General features: G+C 59.6%; 16 protein-coding genes. 2 read left to right on the top strand and 14 right to left on the bottom strand.

Features of this window, described 5'->3' with window-relative positions:
• Positions 1-7 precede the first annotated feature (7 nt).
• The 8 genes from BM235_RS09080 to BM235_RS09045 all read right to left on the bottom strand — a co-directional run bounded on the left by BM235_RS09080 (position 8) and on the right by BM235_RS09045 (position 11099).
• Positions 8-790, bottom strand: a complete 783-nt coding sequence (locus BM235_RS09080; protein ID WP_255374293.1) for a carbohydrate ABC transporter permease — start codon at positions 788-790, stop codon at positions 8-10.
• A gap of 166 nt (positions 791-956) precedes the next feature.
• The gene (locus tag BM235_RS09075; RefSeq protein WP_255374244.1) at positions 957-1856 is read right to left on the bottom strand and encodes a carbohydrate ABC transporter permease; all 900 of its coding nucleotides are present in this window, start codon (positions 1854-1856) and stop codon (positions 957-959) included.
• A gap of 92 nt (positions 1857-1948) precedes the next feature.
• Positions 1949-3325 (bottom strand): ABC transporter substrate-binding protein, encoded by a 1377-nt coding sequence (locus tag BM235_RS09070; protein WP_090111853.1) that lies wholly within the window; start codon positions 3323-3325, stop codon positions 1949-1951.
• Between the two features lie 117 nt (positions 3326-3442).
• A complete protein-coding gene (locus BM235_RS09065) occupies positions 3443-5083 on the bottom strand; it encodes a response regulator (protein ID WP_090111851.1) in 1641 nt (546 codons plus the stop codon).
• Positions 5046-6839, bottom strand: a complete 1794-nt coding sequence (locus BM235_RS09060) for a cache domain-containing sensor histidine kinase (protein ID WP_090111849.1) — start codon at positions 6837-6839, stop codon at positions 5046-5048. Before BM235_RS09060 ends, BM235_RS09065 begins: the two co-directional genes overlap by 38 nt.
• 158 nt (positions 6840-6997) lie before the next feature.
• Entirely contained in the window at positions 6998-8455 is a 1458-nt protein-coding gene (locus BM235_RS09055) for an arylsulfatase (RefSeq protein WP_090111847.1), read from the bottom strand.
• Between the two features lie 18 nt (positions 8456-8473).
• A complete protein-coding gene (locus BM235_RS09050) occupies positions 8474-9793 on the bottom strand; it encodes a BNR-4 repeat-containing protein (protein WP_090111845.1) in 1320 nt (439 codons plus the stop codon).
• A gap of 400 nt (positions 9794-10193) precedes the next feature.
• Positions 10194-11099 (bottom strand): helix-turn-helix transcriptional regulator, encoded by a 906-nt coding sequence (locus BM235_RS09045; protein WP_090111843.1) that lies wholly within the window; start codon positions 11097-11099, stop codon positions 10194-10196.
• Positions 11100-11228: 129 nt separating this feature from the next.
• Between BM235_RS09045 and BM235_RS09040 the strand changes: the two genes are divergently transcribed.
• Positions 11229-12314 carry a fatty acid desaturase gene (locus BM235_RS09040; protein WP_090111841.1) on the top strand — a complete coding sequence of 362 codons (1086 nt, stop codon included), beginning with the start codon at positions 11229-11231 and terminating at the stop codon, positions 12312-12314.
• On the top strand, positions 12292-12639 hold the full coding sequence (locus tag BM235_RS09035; protein ID WP_090111839.1) for a MocE family 2Fe-2S type ferredoxin: 348 nt from the start codon (positions 12292-12294) through the stop codon (positions 12637-12639). Before BM235_RS09040 ends, BM235_RS09035 begins: the two co-directional genes overlap by 23 nt.
• Positions 12640-12722: 83 nt before the next feature.
• Here BM235_RS09035 and BM235_RS09030 read toward each other — a convergent pair whose 3' ends face one another.
• From BM235_RS09030 to BM235_RS09005, 6 genes are all read right to left on the bottom strand, one after another.
• A complete protein-coding gene (locus BM235_RS09030) occupies positions 12723-15869 on the bottom strand; it encodes an alpha-mannosidase (protein WP_090111837.1) in 3147 nt (1048 codons plus the stop codon).
• A 61-nt stretch (positions 15870-15930) separates the two neighbouring features.
• A complete protein-coding gene (locus BM235_RS09025; protein WP_090111835.1) occupies positions 15931-16983 on the bottom strand; it encodes a LacI family DNA-binding transcriptional regulator in 1053 nt (350 codons plus the stop codon).
• Positions 16984-17090: 107 nt separating this feature from the next.
• The gene (locus BM235_RS09020) at positions 17091-17705 is read right to left on the bottom strand and encodes a LysE/ArgO family amino acid transporter (protein WP_090111833.1); all 615 of its coding nucleotides are present in this window, start codon (positions 17703-17705) and stop codon (positions 17091-17093) included.
• A 158-nt stretch (positions 17706-17863) separates the two neighbouring features.
• Positions 17864-18517: a helix-turn-helix transcriptional regulator gene (locus BM235_RS09015; RefSeq protein WP_090112258.1), complete on the bottom strand. Its 654-nt coding sequence runs from the start codon at positions 18515-18517 to the stop codon at positions 17864-17866.
• A gap of 137 nt (positions 18518-18654) precedes the next feature.
• Entirely contained in the window at positions 18655-21327 is a 2673-nt protein-coding gene (ppdK, locus tag BM235_RS09010) for a pyruvate, phosphate dikinase (protein WP_090111831.1), read from the bottom strand.
• Positions 21327-21509: a GapA-binding peptide SR1P gene (locus BM235_RS09005; RefSeq protein ID WP_090111829.1), complete on the bottom strand. Its 183-nt coding sequence runs from the start codon at positions 21507-21509 to the stop codon at positions 21327-21329. Before BM235_RS09005 ends, ppdK begins: the two co-directional genes overlap by 1 nt.
• Between the last annotated feature and the right edge of the window lie 244 nt (positions 21510-21753).

The following is a 21753-nucleotide window of genomic DNA, read 5'->3' as shown; positions in this document are numbered from 1 at the left end:
GCGCTCCTCAGCCCTTGACCGAGCCAGCTGTCATCTGCATGAACGATTTGTTGGCCAAGACGTATGCGAGCAGCAGCGGAAGTATGGATAAGCACGCGCCGGCCATCATGTAGTGCGTCTGCGCCGCGGACGAGATACCGTACCGGAGACCGGCCAGACCGACCGTCAGTACCTGCAGGTTCGGCTGGCTCATCGTGAAGACGAGCGGCAGGATGTATTCGTTCCAGGCGTGGCGGAAGGCGAACAACCCGGCGACCCCGAGTCCCGGAGCCAGCAGAGGAAGAATGATCCGGGAGTAAGTCCACAGTCTCGAGCAACCGTCGATCATGGCTGATTCGTCGAGATCCTTCGGAATTCCCTTCATGAAGCTCAGCAGGATAAAAAAGGTCGACGCATGCCCGCTGATCAAAATGAGAATAACCGACCACAAGGAAGTATGCAGGCCCAGGTTGACCATGAGTTCGAATTGCGGACGCAGCACGACGGCTCCAATGGAGATGAACATCGTTGCCGACTGCAGGATAACGTACGTTTTTTTGCCGAGAAAATCCATCCGATCGACCGCGTAAGCCGCAAGAGAAGCGATCAAAAGCGTTCCGATCGTGGAGAAGACGGAAATGAACGCACTGTTCCACGTATAAGTGGAAAAATGCGCCTGCTCCCAGACTTCGCCGTAGTTGGAAAAGTGCCATTCGGAAGGCAGGAAGGTCGCTCCGGCGGTCAGTTCCGCGTTGGATTTGAAGGAGCCTAAAAAAGCAATCACGATGGGAAACAGCAGGGCGGCCGCCATCCCGATCAGAAAGGCCCATAACGCGAGCTTGCCCAGTCCCGGCCCCCATCGATGCTTGCTCGTCGACCGTGCGACTTGGCGCCTAAGTTCATATGCTTTGACGGTCATCGTAATCCTCCTGTTCGATAGACTGGCTCGATAGCGCAACGAAAAACGGCTCCGTAGATCAATAAAGACGATTCAACCTCTTGGACGCCGCAAAATAAACCAGGGTCACGACGCCGACGATGACGGCCGTGGCGAAGCCGACCGCGCTCCCGTAACCGATCTGCTGAACGTCTGAGCTGCCCGAGGTGGAGATCGGGAAGAACAGTTTATACACGTAAAGGAACATAACCTCCGTCTTGCCGATCGGTCCCCCCTCGGTCAGCACCATAATACTCTCGTAGCCCTTGAGCGAATTGATGATGGCCAGCATCATGACCATCTGAAGCACCGGTCCTAGCATCGGGATCGTGATGAACCAGAACTTCTGCGCGCCATTGGCCCCGTCCAAGGACGCGCTCTCGTACACGTCGGCGGGAATGCCCTGAAGCCCCGCGATGAACAACAGCATGTAATTGCCGACCGCCCCCCAGACCGCGATCAGGATGGCGGTCAGCATCGCCTTGTCCGGGCCGAGCCAAGCGATACTATCGTCAATGACGCCAAGCTTAAGCAGGAATTGATTGATGACGCCGTTATACGAGTTGAACAGGATGAAGAAGACGATCGACATGACCGAGGCACTGATAATGGTAGGAAGAAAATAGATCGCCCGCAGCAGATTACGCCCGCGGAACGCCCGATTCAAAAGTACGGCCAGCAACAGGGACAGCGGCAGCGTGAGCGCGAGCTTGCCACCTGCATACACGAAGGTGTTCGCAACGGACGTCCCGAACTCCCGATCGGAGAACAGACGGTCGAAGTTGGCGAAGCCGACGAACCTCTCGGCTCCGAAACCTTGGTAATCGAAGAACATGAAGCGCATGGCCCACAGGATGGGATAGACGCCGAGTACGACGGTTAGCGTCAGGCTGGGCAACGTAAACCAGAAGCCCGGAAGTTTTCTTTTAATCTGATGCACGGGCAGGTCCCTCCTTCAAAGATGAATGCGCCGCGGTATAAAGAAACCGGAGCCCCGCGGCAACTGCGCAGCCGGCTCCGGCTTGAGATGGATTATTCCGCGAACGCGCCCGCCAGCTTCGTCGAATCGAAGTCCGGGTCGGGCTCGATCGTCACGTCTCCGTCGGCGATCGCCTTGTCCAGCGCGCTGTTGTAGCGATCGTTCAGGTCCCCGACAATCTGGTCCAGGTCTCCGCCGACCAGGATGTATTTCCAGAACGCGTCTTCGGCCTTGGATCCTTCGACGGTCACCGTCGGCTGCACCGGCCAGACGCCGTCGTACTTGCTCGGCATGAAGCCTTCGATGCCGTTGATGTCCGGCTTCTCGGCCGAGGAGATGATGTCGGCGACCATCGAGATGCCGTAGCCCTTCTCCTGATATTCCTTAAGGATCTCGTTGCCGTACATGTAATTCACGAACTTCCACGCCGCGTCCTTATGCTCGGAATTGGCGTTGATGGCGAGCCATTGGCCGCCGAGGAAGCCGGAAGCGCCTTTGACCGTGCCGTCGATTGTCGGCGCCTGCGCCGCAGCCCAGTCGATCTTCGCGGGGAATTGGGTCTTGTAGACGCCCGGCTCCGAGGAGTAGGACAGGTACATGCCGATCTTGCCTTCCGCGAATTGCGCCCGCAGCGGGTCGATATCAAGCGCTTCCATGCCCGGCAGCGTGCTTCCGTCGTCCACCATTTGCTTAAATGCCTTGGCGATCTCCTTGAAGCCCGAGAAGTCGTAACGCGCAGTCTTGAAGTCGAAGCCGAAGCCTCCGTAGCCGCTCAGCTCTGCGATCACCCTCGCGGATCTGTTCCAGGCGCTGCCCGCGTTCTTAAAGGGAAGAGCGAAGCCGTACGCGCCGATGTCTTTGCCCGCCTCCGTCAGCTTCTTCGCGTCTTCGACCAACTCGGCCAGCGTCGTCGGAGGGTTCGCGATACCTGCCTTTGCGAACAGATCCTTATTGTAGACGAGCCGCATCGTGCTGCCGTAGTTCGGGAAGCTGTAGATCTTGCCGTCGAACTGGTTCAGGTCCGGTATCGCCTGGAATTCCTTCTTTTGCTCTTCCGTCATATAGTCGTCCAGCGGAGCCATGTAACCTTTTTTGTAGTAGGTTTGAATGGTGCCTTCCTTCGCCCGGAACACGTCGGGCGCCTGCTTGGCCGTGAACGCCAGGTCGAGCGCCTGCGCGTAATCGTCCGCCTTGACGACGTACTCGACCTCGATGTTGTCGGTGTTCGTCGCGTTGAACTCATCGACGACCTGCTTGATGTAATCGGCGTCGTGACGGTCGATCGTCCAATACGAGATTTTGATTTTCTCCCCCGTCTTGGCGCCGCCGGAACTCTCCGCCGATTCCTTCGAAGTCTCGTTGTCTCCCCCGCAAGCCGTGGCTCCCAAGGCTAACGCCAATCCCATTGCCAGCAAAGCGCTCTTCTTCATGCACCGCTTCTCCCCTTGTTCATTGGTGTTCATGCCGTAGTACTTGACCCTATTCTAAATGGAGAGCGGGCGGATCGTAATGCGGAGAAACAAAGATAAAGGGCAGAAATCCGCCCTTTATCTCTCCTTGCGATAGTTATCCTTGAACTCCGACGGCGTCGATCCCGTCACGCGCTTGAAGACGTCGCTGAAGTAACGCCGGTGTTCGTAGCCTAGCGATTCGGCGATCTCCTGCACCTGATAGTTATCGATCAGCAGCTGCTTGGCTCTCTCGATCCGCTCTCCGGTGACGAACTGGTTGAACGTCGTGCCCACGTATTTCTTGAACAAGCTCGCAAAGTATCCTCCGCTCAGATTCATCTGTCTCGCGCAATGCTCGATAGATAGATCCAGATGCAGGTTGGCCCTTATATATTCGATCGCCCGGTAGATCACCTTCTCCGAATCGCTTGCCCTCTCTCTCTCGATCCAGGCGCTGCCGTCCGCGCATAGATCCCGCAGCAGTTGCCGGAAGCTCTGGACCGTGAACTGCTCTTGACCGCTACGTCCACGGATCGCCCGGTCGTACGGTTGCACGATGGCTTGGGGAACCCATTCACGCAAAGAACGAAGCACGATAAGCGCGAGCTCGTAATAGAGGCTCCGCTCATAGGCCAAGTCGGGCAGCGGCGCAAGCCGGTTCATCTCGGCGAAGATGGCATCCAGCGCCCGGTAAGCCCGCTCCCGGTCGCCTACGCGCAGAGCGTCGAGCAGCTCCTTCTCCAGCTCCCTCTCCTTGTCGCGGTCGGCAGGCGTTCGCGCCGTATCGGCTTGGCGAACGGAGGCATAATCGAAGACGGGGCTGCCTTCCTCCCGCTTCCGAAAGGCCAGCGCGGCCATGGCCGACTTGTAGGCATCGGGCAGCTCCCCCAGACTCCGCGCGAGCTTGCCTATGCCGATCGAGACCGAGAAGACGGTATGCTCCGCGATGCTTGCGCGACAAGTCTCCGCCACCCCCCTTGCCGTATCCGTCTCCCCGCACGGGATGAGGCAGGCGTACTCGTTCGGCCCGTCCCGGCAGACGAGGCCGCCTGCTTGACGCAGCGTCTCGGCAAGAATATGGCCTACCGCGAATCTCGCAAGCTCCCCTTCCGCCGTGGGCGCGGACGAATAAGCGACGTCGTCGATCTCAACGAGCAAGACGGCGAATGATGCCGGAACCGTACCCGCCTGCATCTCGGTCCAATATCGCTCCGCTTCCTCCGTGGTAAGCGCATGGCGCAGCAACCGTCCCATGTATTCCTGGCGTAAAAGCGGCAAGCTCTCTTGCACTTGCCGTTCCATGGTCCTCAGCTGCCGGTCCAGCTCCCTCTCTTTCTCGAGTGCCTTCGTCGCGTCCAGGACGACCCGGGTCAGCTCGTCGATCGCGAAGGGCTTCTTGACGAAGTCGAAGGCTCCGAGCTTGATCGCTTGCTTTGCGTATTCGAAGTCCGCATAGGCGCTAAGGATGACGATCTTGCAGCGTGGGAGTGTGTCGACGATCTGTCTGGTCATCTCGAGTCCGTCCATCTTGGGCATGCGGATATCGGTGACGATGATATCGGGCCGCGTCTCTCGGATTAGCGCCAGCCCCTCTTGTCCGTTCTTGGCCGTGCCGACGACTTCGATCCCGTAAGCCGACCAAGGAATCTTGCTTTTAATCACCTCGACGGTGCTCCGAATGTCGTCGATCACGCAGAGCTTAAATGGCGATGGAATCGTCTGATCGGTCGCTGTCATTCGTGGAGTCCTCCTTACGCAGCGCAATGTCGAATTCGACTCGGCAGCCGCAACCCGGCTTGCTGGTGAAGTGTATCTGCGCTTCTTTCCCGTTGAACAACCTTAGACGGTCTTTGATATTTTGAAGGGCATACCCGCTGTGCAAGCCTCCGGGCGTCTTTATCGGGAAGGCCCCTTCCATACCCGCCCCGTTGTCTTCGACGACGACACGCATCGCTTGTTCCCCTTCGAACCGGGCGATCGCGATACGGATCAATCCGCCCTCCTCGATATCTTTGAAGCCATGGAGAATTGCATTCTCCGCCAACGGCTGCAAGGTGAGCTTCGGAATGGCGTAATCGAGGAGAGATTCGTCCTCGACCTCAATGCGATAGTCGAAGCGATCTTCATAGCACATCTGCTGCAGCGTCAGATAATACTTTACATGAGTCAACTCGTCCCGGAGACTCAAAATGTCCTTGCCCTGGTTAAGGCTTAACTGAAATAACGAAGCCAAAGCCAGAATCATCTCGTTCGCGTCGTCGATATTGCCAAGAAGGGATTTGCAATGGATCGTGTTGAGCGTGTTGTAAAGGAAGTGAGGCTCCATCTGCGCGGACAGCGCCTTAATCTCGGTACGCCGCTTCTCCTCCTCCCCCCTTCTCACCTGTTCGATCAGTTTCTTGATCTCTTCGAGCATTAAATTAAAGCGCATGCCCACCTGCGATACCTCATCCCGGTAATCGCTCTCGTATCTCACGTTCAGGTCGTTGTGTTCAACCCTTTTCATTAATTGCTGGAGTCTTCTCAGCGGTCGCAAAAGCAGATTCGTGAGGCCGTTGGACAAGAGCAGGACGAGCAGCACCGCCCCGCCGATCGCGACCATCGTCGCCCACTTGATCGCCTCGACCTGCTGCAGCACGACTTTTTTCGACTGCATATCATAGAGCACCCAATCCTCGCCCATGTCCAGGCCCGCGTAGTTCACGAGATACGTCCCTTCGCCGTTCTCGTAGTTGAAGTCGCCTTGCCGCTTCTGCTCGAAAAGAGATAAAAAGGAGGAATCCGGCCTGCCGTTTCCCGGAAGCGCCGAACCGTCGCCCAGAACGTCGTCGCCGTTGCGGTCGATCAGGTAATACCCTTTAGAGTGGCTGATCTCGCTGTCGATCAGATTCTGCAGGTCCCGGACTTTGATATTGACGACAATATAGACGTCGGACAGGTACTGGGAGCCGGAGCCGTCCACCACGAGGGAGATCACCTGCTCCCTTCCGTAGAACAGCGCATCCTCGTGTCCGGGCATCCACACCGACCGGTTGAGCGCCTTGGCTTGCCTGTACATCTCGGTATCCCGGAATGCGTTCTCGCTTAGTCTGCTATAGGTGGTAGGATAGAAATCCCCAATAGGGGTCGTGATCAGAATGGATTGAATGAAGTTGTCGATAAACTTTAGCTGGGCCAACATAGGTTGAAGCGCTGTCAATCGGGCGTAGTAATGGCTGGCGTCGCCGCTCGTCGTATCCCGGAGCATGTCCTGATACGGGTCGCTCATTTTCAGAGACAAGATGGACAGAACGATCTTTTTCAGCTTCTCGTCGAGCACCTGCGCCGACTTGTTGATCGTATCCTGCCGCAGCTGGAGCGCGTTCTTCTCCACGATGCGGGACGAGATCGCGTGGGAGGCCCAGCCCGTGACGGCGACAGCGGCAGCCGTGAGGATGGCGAAGGAGACCCAGATCCGCTGCTTGAACGATAACCGGAACAACCATTGCTTCATGAATGCGGGCTCCTCCTTGCAGAGAGAGAATCGAAGTTTATATGCGCTTAACGAAACGGCCGTCTTCTTTTAACATAACAACCTCTTCCGGGCTTGTCATTAACCCTTGCGCAAAAAAGCCGCCCCGCCGTGTGGGCAGGGTCAGCTTTTAGACTCGTTCAAATCTTTCCACTCATTCGCAATTCGTAATGCGGAGAAATGATTGGCGGCTTGCCTGCCTGACAGACCAGCCGGTCTCCGTCCGTCAGTCCGAGGCCGCGAGGCTCAAGCTCCGTTATTAGCCTGTCTCTCCAATGCTTGAGCTGTTGCGCATATTCTCTCTTGCCGGCGATGTCGTTGCACTCCATCGGATCCTCCGTCAGATCGAATAGCTGCTCCGAACCGATTCTTGGAAACCAAATATACTTCATCTTGCCGTCGGTCACATACTGCATCTCTTGCTCTTCCGCATAGCAAGCGCTATGCTCCCCGTGAATATAATCGCGCCAACCTACCGCCTCGCCACTGAGCGCCGGCAGCAGGCTGACCCCGTCTACGGATGCCGGGATCGGAACGCCCGCGGCCTCCAACAACGTCGGCATGACATCGCAGATCGCGACCGGAACGTCGATCCGTTTGGCCGACATGCCGAAGGATCCAGGCAGACGAACGATAAACGGAATTCGGGCAACTCCTTCATATGCATAGGTTTTGCGCCACAGATTGTGATCTCCCAGCATATCCCCATGATCGGACAGAAATACGATCATCGTATTGTCCATCAGCCCTTCTTGAATCATATACTGGAACAAGCGTCCGATCTGATGATCGATATGATGGATCGAACCGTAGTATCCGGCGCGCGCGCGCTTTATTTCCTCTGTGTTGCGTACGCCTCTCCATGCGTCCGGCTTGCAGGCCTCCTCCGGGCGGTCATGCTTTTCGGCCCATTGGCCGACGACAGGTTCAGGCAAGCTGCGACCGAGGTACATCTCGAAGTAAAAGGGTGGCGCATCGTAGGGAGAGTGGGGCCGCGCGAAGGACGTTTTCAGAAAAAACGGCTTCGAAGGATCCCGCCTCTTCAAGAAGGCGATCGACTCATTCACCGTCCAGTTGGTCGGGTGTAAAAATTCCGGCGCGTGATAGGGCCTTGCCATCCAGGAGTTCCAACCGATGCCATGATCGGTGAAGCCGTAATCGCCTGTCTTATTGCGCTCGAACCAAGCTCTGTAATCCGACAAAAATCCGGGATCCTCCACTCTGCCCGATTCGTCCAGCAGCGTATGATGGAAACCGTTTAACGAACGTTGCGGAAAAAAGTGCATTTTCCCGATCCCCTGCGTATGGTAGCCCGCCTTGGCCAGCTCGCCTGGCAGCGTGTGGCTGAAGCCGGTGCCCATCGGCCCTTGACCGCGTCCCATTCCCAGCACCCCGGTATGCCAGGGATCCATCCCCGTCAGGAGGCTTGCCCTGGCTGGAATGCACGAAGGGCTTGGCGTGTATGCGCGCGTCATCACGGTACCTTCGGACGCCAACCAATCCAGATTCGCCGTCTCGATGAGGGAATTGCCGTAACAACCAAGCGAATCCCAACGCTGTTGATCCGTCATTAGTAACAAAATATTTGGCCGGTTCACTGTCCAACTCCCTATGGTTTATTGAAGAACTCCGAATATGTTCCATTTTCCTGTATAATCCGTCTGTCGTTCGCTCGTATTAATCGTTCCTCCGACAACGCGAACCGTCTGTCTGTTCTCGATAAAGTTGGCGTATACCATCGTGTCTGCATTGGAGGAGAACGGAACGTTAAAGGTATATAAATTCGTCCAATTGCCCCCAAGATCTGTCGTTTGCTTGCTGGTCAGCACAGTCGCTGTTGACGAGCTAAACAGAATATCGAACTGCTGCGCGCCGGATCCGCTCTTGACCAGGTCCATAAAGCCGGAAGCGGCCGTATCTACCGTTTTAAATGACCATACCCCGTTCAGGAAGGAGGCGAGCTTGATCGTCTTGGTGCCGGAACCATCGGTATTCTGTTGCCCGAATCCCACTACGACCGTCCCGTCGCCGGCAACCGAAGGGGCCGAATTCGAAATGGGATGGCGATCGTTATAGACGTTGCTCGTCGTGAGCGGTTCGGCCTCCGTGATGAGACAGCCCGCGAGATCCGAGGTGTTGACCACATTGCCTGCCGTCGTTCCGGCAACGTTGTACATCGCTCCGTCGGCTGTATTCAAGTAAGCAAGATATAAATTTTTTGAAGAATGATCGTGTCCGCCGCTTCCGCCTGACATCGACCATGTAATATAGATCTTTCCATTTTTCTCTGCGACGCCGTAAGCATAGACTTCGTCAAACTGGCCATTCGTTTTTTGGGTGTCGATGATCGCAAGCGGGGATGACCATGTCACACCGCTATCCGTCGACTTGATATATTTATAGCTTCGATAGGGGAAGGATTGATCGTCATTTTTTGAGTAGAAGTAATATACGGTGGAACCGGAGATGACTGGCATTGGATAAGCATTTTTATCGCTGCTAATCAGCGTTCGCACCCATGTCCCGGATAAAGAATGCACATTCGGGGCCTTAATCAAATAGGCGGCCGTGGCGTGATCGTTGATGAATATGCCCAGCTTCCCGTCCGGCAGCAGCACCATCGTTGGATAGTCATGATAAGCATACGTGGAAGAGTCATTCCAATCATACACTTTGATAGCCGATTCCCAGCTATTCGTCGAATGGTTGTAAGCCTTTACATAAACGTCCATCTGGGGACCGCTATACGTCACGAAGGTCTTATTCGCCGTACTGTCATACAACCCGCTGCCAAAAGTTCTTTTGGCATGATAGGAAGCATTGCTTTCGATGGTTGATATGCTTTCCGCAGATGCGACAGAGACGGCAGACACCAAACTTAATAAACAGAGTACAGTCAACATGATCTTACGAGCCGTTTTCATTCTCTCAGCCATGCCATCATCGACCTCCTCAATAATGGGCCTACGCTGCGGTAGGTGTCATTACTATAACACAGAGCAAAAACGATGGAGATGTTGTAAAACAACTGGATTAGGGAAGCTATCTGCAGATTTTTTGCAATACCTTGTCCTGCAACGTGATGATCGAACTTTCGATAAACGATTTCATGAAAAAACCAGTAAGTTCAACGTTCTGAGCTTACTGGTTATCCCATTTCACTATCAAACATGTACCATAAAAGTATCATTTATTAATAGAATCGCTATCATTTATAAACATTACTCTCATGTAGTGAAGGCGATGAGCCCTTCCTCCAGCATGCCCTCCCGGATCATATGCCAATCGCCTCCCTTATCCCATGGCGCGCACGCATTGCCCTTCCGCATCCGGCGATTATTCGCCCCCGTGCCCGCGCCCCCTTTCGTCATCGGCTCTCCACTGCTGCGGCGATCGTCCGATCGTCTTCTTGAACGAAGTGGCGAAGTGCTGGCTCGTCTTGTAGCCGAGCTCGAAGGCCGTGTCGGTGACGGAACGGCCCGCCCGCAGCAGCTCGCACGCGCGCTCCATCCTCGCCCGATCCAGATAGACGGCCGGCGACAACCCGAACAGCGCGCGGAAGAGCTTGAAATAGTGCGACTCGCTTAAATGCACGGCATTCGCAAGCTCCGCCACCGTCACGCGCTGCTCCGGCCGCGCAGCCGCGTCCGCGACGGACCGCCTGATCGCCTCGAGCAACGCCGAATCGGCAGGGGCTGCCGGCGCGCGAAAAAAGCCGAGGACGATATCGAGCAGCCAATGCCTCGCGCCAAGCGCGCCTTCCGCGCCCCGGGCCTCCAGCGCGGACTTGAGCTCCGCCAATTGCTCGCGCGCCCGTCCCGCGTCCGGAAATACCCGGGGCAGTCCGCCGAGCCGGCCGCTCACCCAGCTTCGCTCCTCCTCCGACAGCCGCAGCCAGCCCGGCCGTTCGTCCGGCGCCGCCAGGATCAACCACCAGATCCGGCTCGGCTCCATATGGTCGAACCGCGCGCTGTGCAGCTCGCCGGGATGCGTAATGAACCATTGACCCGCCATCGTCGAATACGTCGATCCGCCGACCTCCCAAGTGACGGCGCCGCGCTCTACATACACGAATTCGTAGGCGCCGTCGTGGCGATGAGGCCCGATCGGATAGGCCTCCGAATAACGCTGGCGACCCAGTTGGACGAGCTCGGCCGGCGCCGGCGAATCGGCCGCTTCCATGCCGTCTTCCCGTTCCGGGCGCAGCACCCACCTGTGCGGGTCCGTGAGATGTATGGACATGCCGGATTCCTCCGTTTCGCATCCTCCCGATGTTTCTGATCCTATTCAACGGGATTCGGGAAGTCAATCTTTTTTAAATCTCTTACACTCAAGGCATAAACGACGACGGCGAGAAGGGAACGAAGCGCGATGGAGCAAGCGACACTTAGAGATTACAGCATTCTCGGACCGGAAAGAGACAAAGCGATCGCCAAGGGCCTGGTATCGGCCGAGTGGTATCAAACGCCCGTCCGTCGCGACCGGCTGAAGGCGCTCATGCGGCGCAGGAACGGACCGGCTGCGCGCGATACGCTGCTGTGGTTGTGGGCGCTGGGCGCGACCGGCTGGATCGCCTGGCTGTCCTGGGGGACCTGGTGGTACGTTCTGGCGTTCGCCGTGTACGGCGGCGTCTACACGACCTCGGCCACTTCCAAGTGGCACGAGTTCTGCCACGGGACGCCGTTTCGCACGGCTTGGCTAAACGAAGCGATTTATCAGATATGCTCGTGCCTGATCCTGTATCAGGCTACGGGGTTCCGCTGGTCGCACGTCCGTCACCACTCGGACACGATCATCGTGGGCAGCGATCCGGAGATCAACGAGCCGCGTCCCGCGCGCTGGAGGCGGCTGCTGCGCCAGCTGCTCCGGGACAATGTCCTGCCGACGTTCAACGGCCTGTTCCTGCACGCGATCGGACGGATGACGCCGGAGGAGCGCGAGCTCATACCTGCTTCCGAGCATCGCAAACTTTTTATCGAAGCGCAGGCGATGATCGCTGTATACGCCGCGCTGACCGCGTATTGCATCGCCCGAGGAACAATCGCGCCGCTGATGTTCGTCGGCCTGCCCGCTTTCTACGGCGTCTACCTGAACGCCCTGCTCATCTGGACCCAGCATCTGGGCTTGTACGAAGATACGCTCGACCATCGGCTCTGCAGCCGCACCTTCTACGCGAATCCCGTCATCCGGTTTTTGTACACGAACATGAACTATCATGTAGAGCACCACATGTACCCGATGGTCCCCTACTACAATCTGCCCGCGCTGCATGAGGAGATCAAGCACGATTGTCCCGTCCCCGCGCCGAGCTTTTTCGCCGCGGTGCGCGAGACGGTCGCCGCGCTGCGGCGAATCCGGCGGGACCCGGACTATATCGTTCCCCGCATCCGCGCGTTCGCGGAAACGGCTGCGCGACGAAAGGAGGAGACGAACGATGGCATCCGTTCGATGGGTTAAAGCTTGCGCAACTTCGGATATCGACCGCGAGGACGTCATCCGGTTCGACTACGACGACGCGACCTATGCCGTCTACCGGACGGAGGACGACGCCTATTATGCGACGGACGGCCACTGCACGCACGGCCGCTTCCATCTGGCGGATGGTCTAGTGACGGGACGGACGATCGAGTGCCCCAAGCACAACGGGCGCTTCGACATCCCGACCGGACAGGCCAAGCGGGCGCCCGCCTGCGTGAATCTGCGGACGCATCCCGTCCGCGTCGACGGAGGGAGCGTCTATATCGGCATCGAAGGCGGCGCGGATAAGGGCGACGTTCCCTGATCGGCCGTCAGCGCGGGACGAAGCAAAGAAAAGGCCCCTCGCGTTGCTGCAAGGGAGCCTTTGGCGCTGCTATTCGCGAATCGTCAATCGCAAAGCCGAATCATAAACGTCTTGATCTCGTATGGCGCCAGCGCAAACTGCAGCGGTTCGGCGCCGTCATGACGCTCGCCGATCGGACGCTCCAGCAGGTCGCACTCCTGCCACGAAGCGATCTTGCAGCCCAACGTCAGCGTCGCGACGCCGCGCCCGCCCGCGTATTCGTGCAGCCGGACGATCAGCGCGTCCTCGTCCTCCGCTTTTTTGATCGCGTCGAAGGCGATATGCTCCCCGTCCGCGCGCAGCAGCGACTTGCCCGCGAACGCGCTCGCGCCCGGAATCGTCAGCAGCGGATTGTTGAGCGCCCATGCCGCTGTCGCCGTTCCGCCGGCAGCCCAATCCCCCGCGTGCGGGTAAAGCGAATACGTAAACAGATGTTCTCCCTGGTCGGCATTCGGATCGGGATCGATCGCGGATTTGATGAGCGACAGGCGGATGACGTTGTCTTTAATGTCGTGGCCGTACTTGCAGTCGTTGAGCAGGCTGACCCCGTAGCCGCGCTCGGACAGATCGACCCACTGATGGCCGACGGTTTCGAACCGGGCGTGGTCCCAGCTCGTGTTCCAATGCGTCGGACGCTTCACGTTGCCGAATTGGATGTCGTAGGTCGCCTCCGTGGCGCGAACCTCGACCGGGAACGCGACCTTCAGCAGCTGCTGGCGCTCCCGCCAGTTCGCCCGCGTGGCGAAGTCGATCCGCCGGTCGTGCGCGTAGACGGTTAGCCGCTGCTCGATGACGGAATCGCCGTACGCCCACTCGAACCGCAGTACGGCGCTCAGCGCGCCGCATTCGACGAGATCCAACTTGCGCAGATCCGTCACTTCCCGCTGCTTTTCCTGATAGAACAAGTCGATGTCCCACGCCTCGAACATTTTCGGCTTGTCCTCGAACACCTGCAGCTCGTTGGCGCGAGCCCCCCGAGGCAGCACCTCGCGCGACAGGCCGCGGTCGTACAGTCGGACCAGGCGGCCGGCCCCGTCGAACGCCAGCTCATAATGAGGCGTCCGAAGCACGCCGCCCTCCCATTCGAACGCCTTGGCCGCCGCGAGCGGCTCGGCGGACGGATCGAACCGCAGCGTCGCCGCGCCCGTCGCCGGCACGTTCTCCGCCAGCACGAGCCACTCGCTGCCGTTGTATTCCGCACGGAGCGGCCGGCCGTCGTCGGACAGCCATGCTCCCTTCGTGCCTATGCCCTCGGACAGCGGGATGCCGACGAGTTCGGTCCGATCGAACGCGGCACCGTTGTACACGCTGACGACAGGATCGTCCGCCTGCCCGGCCAACCGCTCGGCCGCAGCCTGAATCGCTTCCTTGCCTAAGCGCTCCGCTTCGGCATACTCCGACCGCGCATCCTCATAGACAGCGCCGATCGACGAGCCCGGGATGATATCGTGGAACTGATTTCGCAGGATCGTCGTCCAGCCCTCGTGCAGCTGCTCCTTGGGATACGCAGTCCAATCGCCGCCGCCCACGACCGCGCTTAACGAGTGAAGCCATTCCGCTTCGCGGTACATCAGCTCGAGCTTGCGGTTCATCCTTTTATTGTAGGCTTGGCTCGTGTACGTGCCCCGGTGGTACTCGAGATACAGCTCCCCGTCCCACGTGTGGACGTACCGGTCCGTGGCGTCTACCGTTTCGTGCAGCTTGCGGAAAAAGTCTCCGGCTCGTCCCGGCACGATCTTGGGCAAGCCGGGCATCTCGTCAAGCCTCCGCCGCATCTCCAGCATATGCCGGTTCACGCCGCCGCCCCCGTCCCCGTAGCCGTAAGACAGCAGCAGCTCGCGGTTGATATCCTTGTCTCGGTACGTGTCCCAGATCCCCTTGACGGTGAACGGCTCGATCTGGCCGTTGTACGTGTACCACCAGACGTTCGGATCCGCCAATTCGGGCGTGGTGATGAAGTGGGTCAGCACCTCCGAGCCGTCGATGCCCCGCCACTTGAACGTGTCGTGCGGCATCCGGTTGTACTGGCTCCAGCTGATCTTGGTCGTCATGAACGTCTTGATGCCGGACTTGCGCAAAATCTGAGGCAGCGCCCAGCTGTAGCCGAACACGTCGGGCAGCCAGAGGTAGTCGCATTCTACGCCGAATTCGTCGCGGAAAAACCGCGTGCCGTGCAAAATCTGCCGCACGAGCGATTCGCCGCTCGTTAGGTTGCAGTCCGCCTCGAGCCACATGGCGCCGCCGGCTTCCCAGCGCCCCTCCTTGACCCGCTCGCGAATCTGCTCGTAGATCTCGGGATAGTCCTTTTTTATGTAGGCGTATAGCTGGGGCTGCGTCTGGAGGAAGACGTACTCCGGATATTTCTCCATGAGGCGGAGGACGGTCGAAAACGACCGCGCCGACTTTTCCCGCGTATGCTTGAGCTGCCATAACCAAGCGACGTCGATGTGGGTGTGCCCGATGGCGCGGACGGTTACCGGATGGTTCTTGTCCAGCTCGGATACAGCCGTGCGAAGCGCCTCCGCAGCCAGACCGACCGAGGCATAAAAGTCGTCCGAGCCCGGCCGCGACCAATCGACGAGCAGAAACGCCCTGTCCGCAGCCGTCAGCAGGTCGTGCTTGGACGTGTTGGATTCCTCCAGAATCTTGGCCGTCTCAAGCGCGGCTCGCCCCGTGAAGTACAGGTCGTCGGCGGCCGCGTCCAGCACGGCAAGCTCTGCGCGCTTGAACTGATGCTCCAGGTCGCGCGGACCTCCGCCGCCTTCGAGTCCCGACCACAGCCGGAAGACGAGCTCGATCTCGCTGCCCGCGAGCTCCGCCGGAAGAAAGACCTCTTGATGGTTCGTGTCGACGCCTTGAAAAGGACGGCCGTTCAAATACAGCAGCGACTCGAAAGCAGAGTTATTGCCCGATCCGGTCAGGCCGAAGTCGAACAAACCGACGACCTCCCGGCCCTGCCACTCTTCGGGCACGCGAACCGTGCGCCGCAGCCAGACGTACCGGTCGTATCCGACCCAGCGGTCTCCCTTGCGCATCCGAAGCTCGCCCGCGATCTCGGGCGGACGATGCACGCCGTTCGCGCCCGCCTCGTCCTCCTGCATTTCCCATTCGTCCAGCGCCAGCGCATGGCGGTAGCGGTAAGCGGCCAATTCCTCGATTCTTTTCTGAAGCTTCTCCACGATCCAAAACATGAATGAAGACCTCCTCCAAATGATTATGACACGTGTTATAAACGCTTAAAAAGCGGCGCCTTTACCCGCCTGCTCCCTTAGGGGCACTGTCTCCCGGCCTGATCGACGCACGCAGCCAGCGCTTCGAAGCGCGCTCGTCCTGCAACGGCTCCAGCAGCAAGCGAACCGCCTCTTCTCCCATTTTGGCATAGGGAATCTCCACGGACGCAAGAGACGGACTCATGTACGCGTTGCTCCTGCGGGTGTTGTCCCCGGCCATCACGACGAGCTCGTCCCCGATGCGAATGCCTCGCCTCCATGCCGCCCTGTACAGCGGCACGGCGCCCACCGACCAATTGATCAGGATCGGCGGCAGTCCCCTGCCTGCTGCGGCCGTCTCCAAGAACCGGCCGGGCCACGCCTCGTCATGCACGTGAAAGCGATGGACGACGGGCGTCCAGCCCCTCGCGCCGCACCAGGCTTCGTACGCGGCATTGCGGTCCCGCTCCGCCCAATTCCGTTCGGGCCGGTCTTCGTAGGCTTCGAGGTACACGGGATAACGATCCGCCGTACCGCCCATATAGTCCAGCGCCTCGCGAATGCTGTCGCGGTAGTCGGCGAGCACGGAAGCGACGCCCTCCGTTCCGGCATAGCCTTCGACGGACACGTAAGGGACGCCGGATTCCCGGACGCGTTCGATCCACGTCGCGCTCTCGTAGTCCGTATCGTCGAGCGTGACGATACCGTCGATTTTGCGCTGGCGGTACAAGTCGAGCATGTCGAGCCTGTCTTGGTCGTCTTCGCTCTGGCCGCTGATGAGCACGTGGTAGCCGCGCTCCGCGCACGCCTTCTGCATGCCCTCGAGCAGCTGAAGGAAGAGCGGGTTTTTCATGTCGCCGAACGCGGCCACGCACCGGCTGAGCCCGGTTTTCATCGCCCTCGCCTGCGCGTCGACTTGGTAATTCAATTCTTTGATCGCCTTTAGCACCTTTGCTCTTGTCTCGGGACCGACGCCGATGCCCGGCGTGCCGTTGATGACGGCGGACACGAGGCTACGGGATACGCCCGCGGCTTTGGCCACGTCGAAGCTCGTCGTTCGCTTGCCGGTATTCGGCGTCTTGCCTTTGCCTGTCATAGTCGCACCTCACCGAGAATATAACACGTATTATGACCATGTGCAATCGGCTTTTTTCGCGTTTGAACGATATCCCCTTCGGTCAGGATCGCGTCCCTCGCCAACGCCTATTCGAACAGCGACAGCCCGAGATATATAGCCGTCCCCCACATGATGAGCGCGGAGATTTTGTTCAGCGCGACAAGGAAACGGCCCGAGGGATCGGCCTTGCCCGCGATTCTGCCCGCCAGCGCGAGCCCGTGGAACCACAGCCACGACACGGTGATGCAGGTAACGGCAAAAGCGAGCTTGTCCAAGCCGTCGTAGCGCAGCGCGCTCGTGCCGATGACGCCGACCGTGTCCATGATCGCGTGCGGATTGAGCAGCGACAAAGAGGCGGTCAGCGCGATCTGTCGCCTCGCGCCGAGCCGCCGGGCCTGTCCGTCCTTCGCGGCGCTCGGCTTGCTCCGCCAGATGACCCACCCCATGTACAGCAAGAACAACACGCCGATGGAAAGCAGCGAAACCTTGATCCAGGCGATGCCCAGCGCGACGGCGGAAACGCCGAATACGGCGAGCGAGATAAGCAGCGTGTCGCAGACGGAAGCCGTTATCGTGATCGGCAGCGCGCGGACGTACCGGGGCTGCAAAGCCCCCTGGTTAAACACGAATACATTTTGAGCGCCCAGCGGAAGGATGAGCCCGAGCGCGAGGAGAAAGGCGTTGATGACGACTTGCAGCATGATGCGGTTTCTCTCCGTTCTAAGGTACGATGGGAATCGTCGGCGGCCTTGGCGCCGTTCTCATAAAAGCTGTCCCGACAAAGAGAAAGAGGCCGATCCGCGTCGCTCGCGACGTCGGGACCGCCTCCGGCTCTTGCCGATCGGTGTATAGCATGGCCTCAGGGAATATCCCTCGATACCGCAGCCTCGTAAATCAGCTTGAGGATGGTCGTCTTGGTGATTCGGCCCACGACTTCGGCGGCCGGCGCCCCGCCGTGCGGATGCGCTTGAACGACGGGCAGGCCGTCCACCTCGTGCTGGATCATCTTGCGCATCGCGTCGAGGACCGTATCGTCCGGCGCGACGGTGACGATGTTGGGGTAGCGGGTCATCACCATGCCCAAGATGACGGCATCCGCGTGCGCGTTGCCGACGGCGACCTTCAACAGATCCTTGCGGGAAACGATGCCGCTCAGCGAACCCGTCGCATCGACGACGATCAGGCTGCCCACGTTTTCGAGGAAAAGCGAGACGACGGCGTCGCCGACGGTCGCCGTCTCGCGGAGAACGACGGGCACGCCCATAATTTCCTTCACGCGCATCCGCAGGACGGCATCCTGTCCGGACGCTCCCGCATCGCTAGGCGCCGCGGCCGGAAAGTAGCCGACCTTAGGCTTGGCATCGATGTAGCCCAGCATCGCCAGCAAGCCGAGATCCGAGCGGATCGACGGGCGGGTGACGCCTAGCGCCTCCGCGATCTGCTCGCCGGTGATCGGCGCGCGCTTGCGAACCAAGTCGACGATCTCGAGCTGGCGCGTTGATAGTTCGAGCATGGCAACCTCCAGGCTGGACGACTCTTTTCCCCCATTGTAACCGATCCGCGTCCCGATCACATCCCCGTCGCGCATCGGCGCCGGATCACGATGGCTCTCCTTTTCAGCCCGGTTGCCTGCCCCTCTTCCATATCTATTTAGATCGCCTGAATGGTCCGGCTCTTTGCGTCCTCGCCCGCGTTCTCGATTGCCGCCTGCGCGGCAGCGATCCGCGCCATCGGAATGCGGTACGGCGAGCAGCTGACATAGTCGAGTCCCGCGCGATGGCAGAACGCGATCGAATCTTTATCCCCGCCGTGCTCGCCGCAAATGCCCGTCTTCAGGCCCGGCTTGCGCGAGCGCCCCTTCGTCGCCGCCAATTCGATCAGCTGTCCGACGCCGTCCGGGTCCAGTACCTGGAACGGATTGTGCGGCAGCAGCTTCTGTTCCAAATAATGCGACATGAAGCCGCCCTCCGCGTCGTCCCTGCTGTAGCCGTAGGTCATCTGCGTCAAATCGTTCGTGCCGAAGGAAAAGAAGTCCGCATGGGCCGCGATGCGATCGGCCGTCAGCGCGGCGCGAGGCACCTCGATCATGGTGCCGACCTTGTAGCCGCACGCGTTCTTGCCCGCCTCGCCGAGCACGCGATCCGCGGCACGGTCGACTCGCTCGCGCAGCAGGCTCAGCTCGCTCGCGTCGCCGACCAGCGGGATCATGATCTCAGGATGCACGGAGGTCCCACCGCCGATGCAGGCCGCAGCCGCCCGGAAAACGGCCTCGGCTTGCATGTCGTAGATCTCGGGGTAAACGATCCCCAGCCGGCAGCCCCGCTGTCCGAGCATCGGATTAGCTTCGTGCAGGGCATGAACCTTGCGTATCATCCGCCGCAGCTGTTCTTGCTCCTCCTCCGTGCCGGCCGCCTGCAGCTTCTGCTGCAGCTCTCCCGCATGCGGCAAAAACTCGTGCAGCGGCGGGTCGAGCAGCCGAATCGTAACGGGCAATCCGTCCATCTCCCGGAACAGCCCCTCGAAGTCGGCCTGCTGCATCGGCAGCAGCAGCTCCAGCGCAGCCAGCCGCTCCTCGCGCGACTCCGCCATGATCATCGCCTGCATGACCGTCAGCCGTTCCGGCGCAAAAAACATATGCTCCGTCCGGCACAGCCCGATGCCCTCCGCGCCGAAGCCGCGCGCGATCCCGGCGTCGGCCGGCGTATCCGCGTTGGCGTAGACGCGCAGCCGACGGATGTCGTCCGCCCAGCGCAGCACCTGCTGCAGCTCGTCGGTCACCGCCGCCTCCTTAAGCGGAATCCGGCCGGCGAATATGCTGCCGCTGGTGCCATCAAGCGTCAGCCAATCTCCTTCGGCGATCGTCCGCCCGCCTGCCGCCGCCTGTCGCAGCGCCGGATCGATTCGGATCTCCTCGCAGCCGCATACGCACGGCTTGCCCATGCCTCTCGCCACGACCGCCGCATGGCTGGTCATGCCGCCTCGGCTGGTCAACACGCCCTCGGCGGCGAGCACGCCGTGTATATCCTCCGGCGTCGTCTCGGCCCGCACGAGAATGACGGGCTTGCCCGCCTGCGCCCACGCCGCGGCCGTGTCCGCGTCGAAGACGGCCATGCCGACGGCTGCGCCCGGAGACGCAGGCAGGCCGGACGCGATCGGCTCTTCCGCCGCGGTCTCGTCGATGCCGCGATGCAGCAGCTGTTCCAGATGGGACACCTCGATGCGCATCAGCGCTTCGTCGCGCGAGACGATGCCTTCGGCCGCGAGGTCCACGGCGATCCGCAGCGCCGCCTGGGCGTTGCGCTTGCCGCCGCGCGTCTGCAGCACGTAGAGCTCGCCGCGCTCCACCGTGAACTCGATGTCCTGCATGTCCGCGTAATGCAGCTCGAGGCGCGCGCACAGCTCGGACAGTTCCTCGTATACGCGCGGCATGACGTCCTTCAAAGTCGCGATCGACTGCGGCGTTCGCACGCCGGCGACGACGTCCTCGCCCTGCGCGTTCGTCAGGTACTCGCCGAACAGCGCCCGCTCGCCGGTAGACGGATTGCGCGTAAACACGACGCCGGTGCCGCAGTCGTCTCCTTTATTGCCGAACACCATGCTCTGAACGTTGACCGCCGTGCCCTGCTCGTCGGGAATGCGGTTGATCTTGCGGTAGACCTGCGCACGCTGATTGTGCCAGGACTTGAACACGGCCTCGGTCGCGAGCGTGAGCTGTTCATGCACGTCTTGGGGAAAGTCGATGCCCGAATACGCCTTGACGCAGCCTTTGTACTCCCCGATCAGCTGCATCCAGCCTTCGGCCGACACCTCCTGATCCTGCTCGACGCCAAGCTCCCGCTTCAGCCGACGCAGCAGACGCTCGAAGCGGATTGACTCGATACCGAGGACCACTTGACCGAACATCTGGATGAGCCGCCGGTAGCAATCGTAGGCAAAACGGGCATTGCCCGTACCTGCGGCGAGTCCCTGCACGGTCTCGTCGTTCAATCCCAGATTGAGAATCGTGTCCATCATCCCGGGCATCGAGTCGACCGATCCCGACCGGACGGATACGAGCAGCGGGTCTTCGGAATCGCCGAGCCGCTGCCCTTTCTTCTCCTCCAGCCGCGCGACGGCTTCCCTCATCTGCAGCTGCAGCTCGCCCGAAATCCGGTTGCCTGCTCGGAAAAAAGCCCGGCACGCCTCCGTCGTTATCGTGATGCCGGGAGGCACCGGAAGTCCGACGCGCGTCATTTCCGCCAGATTGGCGCCTTTCCCGCCCAGCAGCGTCCGCATGCCGGCATTGCCTTCTTCAAAGGAATAAACCCAGGATTGCAAACTCATTAATCTTCGACCTCGCTCGCTTCGACCGTCTCCAAGCAGTCTTCCTGCCCGCACACGCCGTATATTTTTTTCACGCCGTTGGTCGGAATCGTATACATGAGCTGCTGACAATGCTTGCAGATGACCATACCGAGTTCGAGTCCTGGCGCGGTTCCCTGTAAGGCGTTCGTGGCGTTCGACATGCTGATTCTCCTCCCGGCGGTTCGGAATGATGCCGCCATTTAAATTTTATTGTGTGTCATAATTATATATATGAGTCATTAATAATGCAATAAGCAGCATTAAAATAAATATTAAATGATTAATGCGACCAATAATTAGATAAGTGAATCAAATATCTCGAGAATTAGGCGTAAAACCGTGTAACTTAGACGGTTGACGGAACGAGAGTGGCAAGTTGGCCGGAAAAACCGTGTAACTGAGGCG

Origin of the sequence: Cohnella sp. OV330 (assembly GCF_900112065.1) — a bacterium.
Lineage (GTDB): Bacteria > Bacillota > Bacilli > Paenibacillales > Paenibacillaceae > Cohnella.
Note: the sequence above shows the minus strand (reverse complement) of the source record. Positions and strands in the feature narration are given on the sequence as shown.